The organism is Pseudomonas sp. F3-2 (assembly GCF_038804275.1).
GTDB lineage: Bacteria > Pseudomonadota > Gammaproteobacteria > Pseudomonadales > Pseudomonadaceae > Aquipseudomonas.
This window is the reverse complement of record NZ_CP152388.1, coordinates 1,480,641-1,493,375: the sequence shown is the minus strand read 5'-3', so window position 1 is coordinate 1,493,375 and position 12,735 is coordinate 1,480,641. Positions and strand designations below refer to the sequence as shown.

The window sequence follows — 12,735 nt, the reverse complement described above, 5'->3', positions numbered from 1 at the left end:
CGGTTCATGGCAGGAACAGCGCCGCCATCGCCTGTGGATTGGACGGGAAATAGAAGTGCACGTAAGAGGCGGTCATCCGGCCGTCGCGATACACCGCTTCGGCACCGCGGCCGCCGTTGGGGCTGACGCCGCGCGCAATCGGTGTGAGTTCGGTGCTGGTCAGCGAATGATGATACGTGTGCCCGCGCAGCGTGCCTTCCGGCAGCTCGACCGCCTGCAACGCCAGCGCCGCAAGGCGTTTTTGCATGACCGCCTCGCCGTCGAGCAGACCGACCAGCTCGGCGCGCTGTCCTTCGACGTCGGTCAACGCATTGAGCAGGTACAACATGCCGCCGCATTCGGCCAGCAGCGGCTTGCCTGCCGCATGGTGCGCGCGAATGGCGTTGAGCATCGAAACGTTCTGCCCCAGGGCAACGTGATGCAGTTCCGGATAGCCGCCGGGCAGGTACAGGCTGTCGGCGCTCGGCAGGTGCTGATCGCGGATCGGCGAGAAAAATGACAACTCGGCCCCCATCGCGCGCAGCAGGTCGAGGCTGGCGCCGTAGGTGAACGCGAACGCCTCATCGTGGGCAACGGCGATGCGAACGCCCGCCAACAAAGGTTGCGCCGGGGTGATATCAGGCGCCGAAAAACTCACCGGAGGCGGCAGCGTTGCATCGCACGTACTGGCCAGCGCATCGGCGGCGACATCCAGACGCAGGTCGAGGTCGTTCAACTCGCTCGCCTGAACCAATCCCAGATGGCGGCTGGGCAGCTCGATCCCGGTCTCTCGCGACAACGCCCCGTACCAACGCAGGCCTTCCGTGAGGCTGCCTTCGAGCAGTTGCGCATGGCGCACAGTGCCGACCCGATTAGCCAGCACGCCGGCGAAAGGCAGGTCCGGTTGATAGCGGGCCAGCCCGAGCGCCAACGCGCCAAAGGTCTGAGCCATCGCCGTGCCATCGATGACACCGAGCACCGGCACACCAAACCGTCGCGCCAGGTCGGCGCTGGACGGCGTGCCATCGAACAGCCCCATGACGCCTTCGATGAGGATCAGGTCCGCCTCGGCGGCCGCTTCCCATAACAGGCGGCGACTTTCTTGCTCGCCCACCATCCACATGTCCAGCTGATACACCGGATGACCACTGGCGCGCTCCAGAATCATGGGGTCGAGAAAGTCGGGGCCGCATTTGAAGACGCGCACCTGGCGCCCCTGATTGCGATGCAACCGGGCGAGCGCTGCGGTGACCGTAGTCTTGCCCTGACCGGACGCAGGCGCTGCGATCAATACGGCCGGGCAGTGCCGGGGTTCACGCTCACTCACAATTCAATGCCCTTCTGCGCCTTGATGCCGGCGTGAAACGCATGCTTGATCACGCCGATTTCCGACACCGTATCGGACAGATCGATGAGCTCCTGTTTCGCGCCCCGGCCGGTGATCACCACGTGTTGCATGGGCGGACGGGCTTGCAGGTCGCTCAGCACACGCTCAAGGTCGAGGTATCCATGCTTCAGGGCGATGTTCAGCTCATCGAGAATCACCAGGCCGATGGTCGGGTCGCGAAGCATTTCCTGAGTCACTGCCCAGGCGGCCTCGGCAGCCGCGATGTCACGCTGGCGGTCCTGGGTCTCCCAAGTGAACCCCTCGCCCATCACGTGATAGCGCACCTGCTCGGGAAAACGGCGGAAAAACAGCTCTTCGCCCGTGCTGTTACGACCCTTGATGAACTGCACCACGCCGCACTGCATGCCGTGGCCCATGGCGCGTGCGAGCATGCCGAAAGCGGAGCTGCTTTTGCCTTTGCCGTTGCCAGTCAGAACCAGCAACAGTCCGCATTCATTGGGTGCGCTGGCAATGCGCTCGTCCATCACTGCTTTTTTGCGCAGCATGCGCGCCAGGTGGCGTTCGTCACGTTCGGGGGATTCGCTCATCTCAGCTCTCCGCTTGAGGGCAGGTGTGGCAAACGGAGGGCGCAGGCAAAGACTGACAGCACGCGTCGTCACCTCGATGGGCACGCGCCTGCGCAGAGCATCGCCCTCCGTGATGCTGTTGAATGGATCAGGCCGGTCTCCGGACTCATGAGTGGCGACACACAATCTGTCGCCTCAAGCCGCGCGCCTTCCCATGTTCGCTGAACACAGTGGCATCGTGCGTGGCATTTGCTCATTTACCGTTGCGGAGGCAGCGCCGGGATAGAGCATGAAGGCGCTCGCACCGGCTTCCCTGTTTCACCCTGTCGCCCGCGAGCGGCCCAAGGCACCTGAAACAATCGGCGAAGGTTAGAGGGTTGACTAAAGAGCGTCAATCGACTCGGCATCCGCCGCGCCGGTTGAACCCCGCGCACAGGCGCGCCTCTACTCATAGACATGCGCTTGCATGACTGCCATGAAAGGGAGATCGATCATGTTCACGCTCAGGCCCCATGCTGTGGTTTTACTGATAGTTGCAGGCGGCCTCGCCGCTTGTGGCGAGTCGTCCCGATTGCAGGTGTCCGACGGGACGGGGCCATCACCCCGCCTGCCAGAGCCGAACAAGACCTTGATCCCCACCGTCAACATCGCCCCGGCCGTCGGCTGGCCAGCCGGTGCCAAGCCCGCCGCGGCACCCGGGACACAAGTGGCGGCGTTCGCGGAGAACCTCGATCACCCGCGCTGGCTGTACGTGCTGCCCAACGGTGATGTGCTGGTCGCCGAAACCAACGAGCCGCCCAAACCCGACGATGGCAAGGGCATCCGTGGCTGGGTGATGAAAAAAGTCATGGGCCGCGCAGGCGCAGGTGTCCCGAGCGCCAACCGAATCACCCTGTTGCGCGACAACGACCACGATGGCGTCGCGGAGACCCGCACCGTGTTCATCGATCATCTGAATTCACCATTCGGCATGACGCTGGTCGGCAACAATTTTTACGTGGCGGACACCGATCGCCTGCTGCGCTTCAACTACGTCCCCGGCGAGACATCGATCAAGGGCGAGCCGCTGAAAGTCACCGACCTGCCTGGGGGTACGCTGAATCATCACTGGACCAAAAACGTGATCGCCAGCAAAGACGGCAGCAAGCTGTACGTGACCGTTGGCTCCAACAGTAACGTGGCGGAAAACGGTCTGGACGCCGAAAAAGGCCGCGCAGCGATCTGGGAGGTGGATGCCGCGACGGGTAACCACCGGATTTTCGCCTCAGGATTGCGCAACCCCAACGGCATGGACTGGGAACCGCACACCGGCAAGCTGTGGACGGCAGTCAACGAACGTGACGAAATCGGCAGCGACCTGGTGCCCGACTACGTGACGTCGGTGCAGGACGGTGCGTTCTACGGCTGGCCGTTCAGTTACTACGGCCAGCATGTGGATGTGCGGGTCACGCCGCAGAATCCAGAGCTGGTGCAGAAGGCCATCGCGCCTGATTTCGCCGTCGGCCCGCACACAGCCTCGCTCGGCCTGGCGTTCGCTGACGGGAAATCCTTGCCCGCGCCGTTCAATGAAGGGCTGTTCGTCGGGCAACATGGCTCATGGAACCGCAAACCGCACAGTGGTTATAAAGTCCTGTTCGTTCCCTTTAAGGACGGCAAGCCGAGCGGTACACCGGTCGACCTGCTGACCGGCTTTCTGAATGCGGACGAAAAAGCGCAGGGCCGGCCGGTGGGAGTGGTCAACGACAATAAGGGCGGCGTGTTGGTGGCCGATGACGTCGGCAACAAGATCTGGCGCGTGACAGCCGCGCGCACGGCGCAGGCTTCCAATTGACATCAGACCTGTAGGAGCGCGCTTGCCCGCGATGGCGGTATGTCCGGACCGGAAATATCGACTGACACGCCGCAATCGCGGGCAAGCGCGCTCCTACAAGGTAGGCGGAGGGTCAGACACTTGAGTGTCACATGACACACCGCGATCGCCAGCAAGCTGGCTCCCACAGGAATCGCGTAACTACTGGCGGGCGAGGTTCGAGGGCTGAATCACGCGCTTTGCGTTCAGCCAGGCTTTCTGCCAATACGGTTTGTCGAGGCTGTCCAGCTTGACCGTGCCGCCGGTGGCTGGCGCATGCACGAAGCGCCCTTCTCCCACGTAAATCCCGGCATGGCTGACATTCGACCCGCCGCCGGTGGCGAAAAACACCAGATCGCCGGTCTGCAGCTCGCTGCGATCGATGTTCGGCCCGCGCAGATTGATCATGTCACGCGTCGAGCGTGGCAGCGTGATTCCCGCCGCGCCCTGATACACGTAGCCGATCAGGCCGCTGCAATCGAACCCCGAATCCGGCGTATTGCCGCCCCAGCGATACGGCGTGCCGACGAGCCCGATGGCACGTAGCAAAACGTCATCTGCAAGAGGAGAAGAAAACTGCGCGGGAGCGGAAACGACAGGCCTGGAAACGACCTTTGGAGGGGATGGCGGTGGATTGCTGGAACAAGCGGCCAGCAATGCAGCCATTGAAGCAACAGCCAGGCGAACCGTAAACGACATAAACACAACAACCTTTGCGGGATGCGGCTTACTTTGCCGGGAGCCGGCGTTGCGTGCAATCAGGGATTCCCCGGTTGCACGCCAAAGCAGGGGGTGCTGCGGGCCCTGCTACCGGTGTTGGCGCTTGATTGTAGTCGAGGTCATGGCGGTCGTGGTTTCTGGAACCTTGGAAGGTGCCATGGCCAGCGCGCGCTTGGCTTCGATGAACGTCCGGGCCCAGTAGGCGTCGTCAAGACTGTCTACACGGACACCGCCACTGCGACGACTGCTGGAATGAATGAACTGATCATCCCCCAGGTAAATGCCCGCGTGGCTGACGCGACCGCGACCGGCCGTGCTGAAGAACAGCAGATCGCCAGGCTTGAGGTCGTTGCGTTTGACCAGAGGCGCGTCGATGTTGATCATTTCACGAGAAGAACGAGGCAGGCTCATGCCGGCTTCTTCGCGGAACAGATAGCCGATGAAACCGCTGCAGTCGAAACCGGAAGTGGTCGAGGTACCGCCGAAACGATAGCGGGTCCCTATCAGCGACTTGCCGCGTTCCAGGATGCTGTCGGCCAGAACCGGCAACTGGTACGGCTTGTTGTCGGAGAACTGGGCCAGCTCATCTTCGGTGGCGATCTCGTCGTCCAGCACGGAAGAAGAATAATCAGCACGCTTGGCGGCGGTCTGTGCGGTTGCGGAGTCCTTAAATTGCGGGCTCTGCGACTGTTGTTGCGACGCTGGCATCTGGGCCGCGCAGCCGAACAACAGCGAAACGAGTGCGAGAGGCACGAGGGGTGCGAAGCGATTTAGCATGGGCACGACCGTGGCTAATATGTAAAGAAGCCGAGACTATGCCTTCTATCGTCATCATTTGCAAATTCAATCGAAACAAATGTGACTTACGATGTCCTCCATCACATCTAAGGCTCTACACCTCAGAAACGCATCCATGTGATCGGAGTGATCGGTGGGCGACGGGTTTATCTCGGCGGTAAAGCCTCCCGTGACCCTCGTGCGCAACATCGGCTCGTGAATATACGGGAAGCTGGCGGTGGTTCCAATGCTGAGTACAGCATCAAAGCCTTTTGCCATCTCTTCGTACAGCATTTTCAATGCCAGCTCTGGCAGCATTTCTTCGAACAAGACGACCGGCGGCCTCAGGACGCCGTGGCATTGCGCGCATAGCGGTGGCAGCGGTCGCTCTAGATGGGCACTCAGCTGCGGATCCTCCGCCCCGCAGGACTGGCAATACAGCGGTGCCATCTGCCCATGAATTTCGATAAGCCGTTCCGGTGGGCTGCCCGCGGCACGATGATAACCGTCAACATTTTGTGTCAGCACCCAGCATTCGGGCTTGTACCGCTGCAATTGTGCGATGGCATAGTGCGCCGCATTGGGTTGCCCGGCCAGGCAAGCGCTGCCTAATTGGGCAATGTACTTCCAGCACAACGCAGGATCACGTCGCAGCATCGGCCCGGATAACGCCATTTCGATCGGCAGGCCGTCGTGGGTCTGGCCATTATAAAGACCGCCGACACCCCGATAGGTCGGCAGACCGGAATCGGCGGATAACCCCGCGCCGGTGATGATCAGAATTCTTCTGGCGTGACGCAGAGCCGCTGCGGTTTGCAGCACGAGGGTCGGATCGACCTCCGTCTGGCTCACCAGCCGAGCGTCTCTTTAAGGAAAGGAATGGTCAACTTGCGCTGCGCCTGAAGCGAGGCCTGATCGAGCTGTTCGAGCAGGTCGAACAGCGCGCTCATGCTCCGCGTACCGCGGGTCAGGATGAAATGGCCGACTTCATCGGTCAGGTGCAGCCCACGCCGGGAGGCACGCAATTGCAGGGCGCGGAGCTTCTCTTCATCCGACAGCAGACGCATCTGGAACACCAGCGCCATGGTCAGTCGGGATTTGAGATCGGCCAGTTTGACCGGCAGTTCGCGAGGAGAACAGGACGCTGCGATCAGCAGGCGCCGGCCACTGTCGCGCAAGCGGTTGAACAGGTGAAACAGGGCTTCTTCCCACTCCGGCTTGCCGACCACGGCCTGCAGATCGTCCAGACAGACCAGTTCGTACTGCTCCAGGTGGTCGAACAGCTCGACGCCTTCATCAATCACTTCAGCCATCGGCAGGTACACCGCTGGCTCGCCCAGTTGCTCAAAGCGCAGACACGCGGCCTGCAACAGGTGCGTGCGCCCTACTCCGTGCTTGCCCCAGAGATAGATGAGGCTTTCGGTCCACCCGGCGTCGGCTTCGCACAGCCGCTCGACGTAGCCGAGTGCAGCGGCATTGGCGCCTGGATAGTAATTGATGAAGGTGGCGTCATCACGCAGACGCACACTCAGGGGCAGCTGAACTGGTTTCATGCTGGCTGAACGGTTCATGACGAACCGCCAAGGGGCCTCTGTGTAAAGTCTGCAAAGTTTATACCCGCAGGCCGGGCCGCACAATGCGCCAGACCGCCTGCAAAATCAAAGGGTTGCGTCTGCACCCGGCCAGGCCGCGGATTGCCTGCGAAAGTCAGGCATTTATCCGTGATTACGGGCCACCTTCCAGGGATGGCCGAGCCCAAAAATCTGTGGAACCCCGCTTGCTCCACAGAGATCATGGCTCCCACTTGACGGTCAGAGATCCGGATCTTCCATCCCGCCATAAATATCCGAATCCTTGTACAGATCGTGGACATGACGCACCAGCACCATGATCACTGCCGCCACCGGCAAGGCCAGCAGGATGCCGGTGAAGCCGAACAGCTCGCCGCCCGCCAGAATGGCGAAGATGACCGCCACCGGATGCAGGCCGATACGATCGCCCACCAGCAGCGGCGTCAGCACCATACCCTCCAGCGCCTGTCCGACCATGAACACCGCGATGATGCCCAGCATCGGATACAGATCACCGCCGAACTGGAAGAGGCCCGCCAGGATGGCCGACCCGATCCCGATCACGAAGCCCATGTAAGGCACGATCGCCGCCAGCCCGGCGATGACACCGATCAACAGACCCAGCTCCAGTCCGACCAGCATCAGCCCTGCGGCGTAGATCACGCCCAGCGCGACCATCACCAGCAACTGCCCGCGAATGAACGCGCCGAGCACTTCGTGGCATTCGTCCGCCAGTGCGACGATCTTCTTCTCGCGATGACGCGGCAACAGGCTGCGCACCTTGGCCATCATCACGTCCCAGTCGCGCAGCAAGTAGAAGCAGACCACCGGAATGAGGACCAGATTGGTCAGCCAGCCGATCAGCGCAAGCGTCGAGGTCGTGGCCTGCGCCAGCACGATGCCGACGATATCGCCCGTCTGCCCCATGTGCTCGGAAATGGCCGCCTTGACCTTGTCGAACTTCCAGAAACCGTCCGCCAGACCCAGCTTGGCCTGCGTCCAGGGCAGTGCCGTGTGCTGCAGCCAGTCGAGGATCTGTGGCGCCAGTTCATACAGGCGATACAGCTGCTTGGCGAGCATGGGCACCAGCACCAGCAGCAGGCCCATGAAGATCAGCGTGAACAGCACAAACACCGTCACCACGCTGAGCGTGCGCGACATCTTCAGCTTTTCCAGCCGGTCCGCCAGCGGATCGCCCATGTACGCCAGCAGCAGCGCCACCAGAAAAGGCGTCAGAATCGCGTGCAGCAACCCTATAAACAGACAGAGCAGGACAACCCCGCCCAGCCAGAACCAACGACGCGTATCAGTCATTACTGCCCCTCAACCCCGGATGATGTACATCGTGCAACGTCGTTATGAACCCGCTCACCAGCGGAAGTGCAATGCAGGCGCGGAAACAACTGGCGGCTGGGCCGTTGGGGTCGGGCCGTCAACCGGCGGCTGTGCAGCGTTGACCGGCGCGCTGGCCACTTCACTCTCCGGCACCTCCTGCAATTTTGCGAGGGACAATTGCGAGCGCAACTGGTCCGCACTGCCGCTGACATCGAACACCACGCGATCCCCCTCCACCGACTTGAGGCGCCCGCCGAAAGGTTCCAGCAAGCGCAGCAGCTGCGCGTAACGCTCCAGATTCATGCCCTGCACGTCCAGCGCCATGCCGGATGACGCGCCCGGCTTGACCACGAAACGCGGCGCCAGACGCTGACTCACCGCCAGCAGCACCGCATCGGCCAACTCTGCGGAACTCGCTCCCGACGCGCTGCCCTGCTCCATCTTGTCGCCCAGCCACAGATGCCACTTGCCTTGCCACTGACCGCCATTTTCCTGCGCGTGCACGGCAAGAATCGCGTCAGAACCGTAACGCTCGGACGCCTCCTTGAGAGGCTTCACATCGTTGCCATCCAGCGTCTTCGCGTTGCCGATGCCTTGTTCGGCAAGGTCCGCCAGCGGCAGACGCAGCGGCAGACCCCGATGCTGCGCGGCGCGGCGCAACGGTTCGGCAGAGGACTGCCCGTCGCCTACCAGATTGGCGCCGTCGGTGGCATCGTTCAGCCACCAGGCCATGATTACCGGGCGATTGGAGCCCCACAATGACAGCCCCGCCTGACGCAATGCGCGGTCGGTACTGGCCGGGTCGAAATCGACCTGCAAGGTCTCGGGCGGCCCTGCGTCGTAGCCATATTGACTGATGATCTGCTGCGGATCCTTGCGCACGTCGGCAAGTCCCGGGCCTTGCGCGGCCTTGCCGTCACCGGTCAGGCGAATCACCAGGGTCTCGAGGGCCGCCTGGGTGGCGCGGGTTTTCTCGTCCGGGGTCTGACCGCTGACGGGCTCGCGAACCTGATACAGGTTGGTCACGGTCTCGGCCAGCGCCGGCAGGCTGATCAGAGACAGACAGCCCACGAACAGGCATTTCTTCAGGCGCATGAATGAAGGTGGAAGCATGGAAAATTCCCGATGGGCAAATGGCAGCGTATGGACAGCTGCGTGAAAATGTCTGGCACGACTCAGACCGCAGGTTGGCGCGAATCGCTCACTCTGGCGAAGAACTTACACCTTATATAGCCGCCGACGAACGGGCCAGCCCCGACAGCCCCCGCGATGCCTGCAATCAGGTTATTTTTTCTTCATCATGGCCCTGCCCGTCGGCCCAAGGATGGCCGCTTGAAGCCAATCCTGATAAAATCGCGCGCCTTCGCAGACCGGCGATGACACGGCCACGAGCCGTTCCCACTCGGTCGTTACCCCGAATCCCCCCTAAAGGCCTGGATCATGAGCAAGCAACCCTCCCTGAGCTACAAAGACGCCGGTGTAGACATCGACGCCGGTGAAGCATTGGTCGAACGCATCAAGAGCGTCGCCAAGCGCACCAAGCGCCCGGAAGTGATGGGCGGCCTGGGGGGCTTCGGCGCTCTGTGCGAAATTCCGGCGGGCTACAAGCAGCCGGTACTGGTCAGCGGCACTGACGGCGTGGGCACCAAGCTGCGCCTGGCGCTGAACCTGAACAAACACGACAGCATCGGCATCGACCTGGTCGCCATGTGCGTGAACGACCTGGTGGTGTGCGGCGCAGAACCCCTGTTCTTCCTCGACTACTACGCCACCGGCAAACTGAACGTAGACACGGCCGCCCAGGTGGTCACCGGCATCGGCGCTGGCTGCGAACTGGCGGGCTGCTCGCTGGTCGGCGGCGAAACCGCTGAAATGCCTGGCATGTACGAAGGCGAAGACTACGATCTGGCCGGCTTCTGCGTCGGCGTCGTGGAAAAGGCCGACATCATCGACGGCTCCAAGGTCCAGGCGGGCGATGCCCTGCTCGCCCTGCCATCTTCCGGCCCACATTCCAACGGCTACTCGCTGATCCGCAAGATCATCGAAGTGTCGGGCGCAGACATCGAATCCATCCAGCTGGACGGCAAGCCACTGACCGACCTGCTGATGGCACCGACGCGCATCTACGTCAAGCAGCTGCTCAAGCTGATCAAGGACACCGGCGCGGTCAAAGCCATGGCCCACATCACCGGCGGCGGTCTGCTGGACAACATCCCGCGCGTACTGCCTGAAGGCGCTCAAGCCGTCGTCGACGTCGCCAGCTGGACCCGTCCAGCGGTGTTCGACTGGCTGCAAGAAAAGGGCAACGTCGACGAGCACGAAATGCACCGCGTTCTGAACTGCGGCGTCGGCATGGTCATCTGCGTGGCTCAGGAACACGTCGAAGCTTCCCTCAAAGCGCTGCGTGACGCGGGCGAACAGCCTTGGGTCATCGGCCAGATCGGCACTGCTGCGCCAGGCGCCGCTCAAGTCGAGCTGAAGAACCTCAAGGCACATTGATGCCTGACATGCCTCAACCCTGTGATGTGGTGGTGCTGCTGTCCGGCACTGGCGGTAACCTGCAAGCGATGATCGACAGCTTTCAGGAAGACTCGAGCCCGGCCCGTATCCGCGCGGTGGTGTCCAACCGCGCCGATGCCTACGGGCTGGAGCGCGCGAGGAAGGCGGGCATCGAAACCCGCGTCCTCGACCATCAGGGCTATGAAGGCCGGCAGGCCTTCGACGCCGCGCTGATCGAGCTGATCGACACCTTCACGCCCGGGCTCGTTGTCCTTGCCGGCTTCATGCGAATCCTCACACCTGGCTTCGTGCGTCACTACCATGGCCGGCTGCTGAACATTCACCCCTCGCTGCTTCCCCTGTATAAAGGCTTGCATACGCACCAGCGCGTACTGGAAGCTGGCGATGCCGAACACGGCTGCAGCGTGCACTTCGTCACCGAGGAACTCGATGGGGGGCCTCTGGTCGTACAAGCTGTCGTTTCGGTAGAGTCGCATGACACGCCTGCCACACTGGCGCAAAAGGTTCACACCCAGGAACATCTGATTTATCCACTGGCCATTCGCTGGTTCGCAGAAGGACGATTGACCCTCGGCGAACATGGCGCATCATTGAACGGCCAGCCACTGGGACCCAGCGGCCACCTGATTCCGGCCCTCTAATCCAAGACAGGAGATATTATGCGTCGCGCTCTGCTCTTCGCTCTCGCTCTGTTCGCGCTCCCTGCGGTCAACGCGGCAGACCTTCAACCTTTCTCCGCCAGCTACACCGCTGACTTCAAACAGCTGCCCGTGGGCGGCGGCAGTGCCACCCGCAGCCTGGAAAAGAACGCCAACGGCAGCTGGACCCTGAGTTTCAAGGCTTCGATGATGATCGCCAGCCTGACCGAAGTGAGCACCCTCAAGGTCGACAAGGACCAGTTGCTGCCGCAGACCTACCACTTCGAACGTGGTGGCCTTGGCAAAAGCAAGACAGTGGATCTGGTTTTCGACTGGCCGACCAAGTTCATCACCGGGACCGATCGTAACGATGCGGTGAAAATCCCGCTGAACACCGGCGTCCTCGACAAGTCCACGTATCAACTGGCCCTGCAGCATGACGTGGCGGCAGGCAAGAAGAGCATGACCTACCAGGTCGTGGATGGCGATGAAGTCGACACCTACGACTTCCGCGTACTGGGCACCGAGAAGGTCGACACCAAGGTCGGCTCGGTCGATGCCATCAAGGTCGAACGCGTGCGCGATCCAACGCAGAACAAGCGCATCACGGTGATGTGGTTTGCCAAGGATTACGACTATCTGCTGGTTCGCCTGCAGCAGGTCGAAACCGATGGCAAGGAGTACAACATCATGCTGCAGGAAGGCTCGGTGAACGGTAAAGCTGTAAAAGGCAGCTGACCCAAGCCCCGCCCTCCCGAAACCCCGCCAACTGGCGGGGTTTTTTATTGGATCGGTTTCGGATCAGCCAAGGCTAATCGCTCAAGCACTGCGGCACTGATTCAGTAGCAGCGCGCTGCCGGCGATGCGGCATCTCAGGCACTGCAGGGGCGACTGGAAAATTGTCTTCGAGCAAGCTCACTCCCACCGGTTCGATGCCCGTCACACATCTTCAGCGCGACGCTGATCCTGTGGGAGCGTGGCTTGCCCGCGATACGGCATCTCAGGCACTGCGAGGGTGACTGGAATATTGCCTTCGTGAGCAAGCTCACTCCCACCGGTTCGATGCCCGTCACACATCCTCAGCGCGACGCTGATCGTGTAGGAGCGCGCCCTCGAAGCCTGATTTTCAACCGATGCATTTCCTCAGGATGCACCGGCCCCTTCCCGGCTGAAGCCGGTCCTACAGACACTGCAAGCTTTTCGTAGGACCGGCTTTAGCCGGGAAGGCGTCGGATGTCAGGAGATCGCGGGCAAGCGCGCTCCTACTCCGTTAAGGCAACCCGTTCACACATCTTCAGCGCGACGCTGACCCTGTAGGAGCGTGGCTTGCCCCGCGAACTGCCGCGCAGCGGTAGCAAAACCAATCAACTCGATTTCGCCAGGCACTCCGCATACAGCGGCCTTGCTGCCGGTTCCCGGCAGATCGCGGGCA

General features: G+C 61.9%; 12 protein-coding genes and 1 riboswitch. Of the genes, 4 read left to right on the top strand and 8 right to left on the bottom strand.

Translation table 11 applies throughout. The features are described from left to right. Nucleotides 1–4 precede the first annotated feature (4 nt). Both AAGQ88_RS06820 and cobO read right to left on the bottom strand, forming a co-directional pair. Nucleotides 5–1,306, bottom strand: a complete 1,302-nt coding sequence (locus AAGQ88_RS06820) for a cobyrinate a,c-diamide synthase (RefSeq protein WP_342654803.1) — start codon at nucleotides 1,304–1,306, stop codon at nucleotides 5–7. Further along, nucleotides 1,303–1,914, bottom strand: coding sequence for a cob(I)yrinic acid a,c-diamide adenosyltransferase (cobO, locus tag AAGQ88_RS06815; protein ID WP_342654802.1), 612 nt, complete (start codon nucleotides 1,912–1,914; stop codon nucleotides 1,303–1,305). Before cobO ends, AAGQ88_RS06820 begins: the two co-directional genes overlap by 4 nt. A 112-nt stretch (nucleotides 1,915–2,026) precedes the next feature. Next, nucleotides 2,027–2,262, bottom strand: a riboswitch (cobalamin riboswitch). Nucleotides 2,263–2,386: 124 nt separating this feature from the next. Here cobO and AAGQ88_RS06810 point away from each other — a divergent pair. After that, complete coding sequence (locus AAGQ88_RS06810) at nucleotides 2,387–3,724, top strand: sorbosone dehydrogenase family protein (RefSeq protein ID WP_285425121.1); 1,338 nt, start codon at nucleotides 2,387–2,389, stop codon at nucleotides 3,722–3,724. 180 nt (nucleotides 3,725–3,904) lie between these two features. On the opposite strand, the gene AAGQ88_RS06805 is transcribed toward AAGQ88_RS06810, so the two are convergent. From AAGQ88_RS06805 to AAGQ88_RS06780, 6 genes are all read right to left on the bottom strand, one after another. Continuing rightward, nucleotides 3,905–4,441 (bottom strand): C40 family peptidase, encoded by a 537-nt coding sequence (locus tag AAGQ88_RS06805; RefSeq protein ID WP_285425122.1) that lies wholly within the window; start codon nucleotides 4,439–4,441, stop codon nucleotides 3,905–3,907. A gap of 108 nt (nucleotides 4,442–4,549) precedes the next feature. Beyond that, nucleotides 4,550–5,239, bottom strand: coding sequence for a C40 family peptidase (locus tag AAGQ88_RS06800; RefSeq protein WP_285425123.1), 690 nt, complete (start codon nucleotides 5,237–5,239; stop codon nucleotides 4,550–4,552). A gap of 66 nt (nucleotides 5,240–5,305) precedes the next feature. Next, nucleotides 5,306–6,091, bottom strand: coding sequence for an NAD-dependent deacylase (locus AAGQ88_RS06795; RefSeq protein WP_342654801.1), 786 nt, complete (start codon nucleotides 6,089–6,091; stop codon nucleotides 5,306–5,308). Continuing rightward, nucleotides 6,088–6,792, bottom strand: a complete 705-nt coding sequence (hda, locus tag AAGQ88_RS06790; RefSeq protein WP_093460782.1) for a DnaA regulatory inactivator Hda — start codon at nucleotides 6,790–6,792, stop codon at nucleotides 6,088–6,090. Before hda ends, AAGQ88_RS06795 begins: the two co-directional genes overlap by 4 nt. A gap of 258 nt (nucleotides 6,793–7,050) precedes the next feature. Continuing rightward, nucleotides 7,051–8,124, bottom strand: a complete 1,074-nt coding sequence (locus AAGQ88_RS06785; protein WP_285425125.1) for an AI-2E family transporter — start codon at nucleotides 8,122–8,124, stop codon at nucleotides 7,051–7,053. 54 nt (nucleotides 8,125–8,178) lie between these two features. After that, entirely contained in the window at nucleotides 8,179–9,240 is a 1,062-nt protein-coding gene (locus AAGQ88_RS06780; RefSeq protein WP_342655754.1) for a DUF2066 domain-containing protein, read from the bottom strand. A gap of 345 nt (nucleotides 9,241–9,585) precedes the next feature. On the opposite strand from AAGQ88_RS06780, the gene purM reads away from it, so the two are divergent. Genes purM through AAGQ88_RS06765 form a run of 3 tightly spaced genes read left to right on the top strand, consistent with a single transcriptional unit; the run spans nucleotide 9,586 to nucleotide 12,041 of the window. Beyond that, a complete protein-coding gene (purM, locus tag AAGQ88_RS06775; protein ID WP_093460788.1) occupies nucleotides 9,586–10,644 on the top strand; it encodes a phosphoribosylformylglycinamidine cyclo-ligase in 1,059 nt (352 codons plus the stop codon). An 8-nt stretch (nucleotides 10,645–10,652) separates the two neighbouring features. Next, nucleotides 10,653–11,306, top strand: coding sequence for a phosphoribosylglycinamide formyltransferase (gene purN, locus AAGQ88_RS06770; protein WP_342654800.1), 654 nt, complete (start codon nucleotides 10,653–10,655; stop codon nucleotides 11,304–11,306). Nucleotides 11,307–11,324: 18 nt separating this feature from the next. Further along, on the top strand, nucleotides 11,325–12,041 hold the full coding sequence (locus AAGQ88_RS06765; protein ID WP_285425126.1) for a DUF3108 domain-containing protein: 717 nt from the start codon (nucleotides 11,325–11,327) through the stop codon (nucleotides 12,039–12,041). The last annotated feature ends 694 nt before the right edge of the window (nucleotides 12,042–12,735 follow it).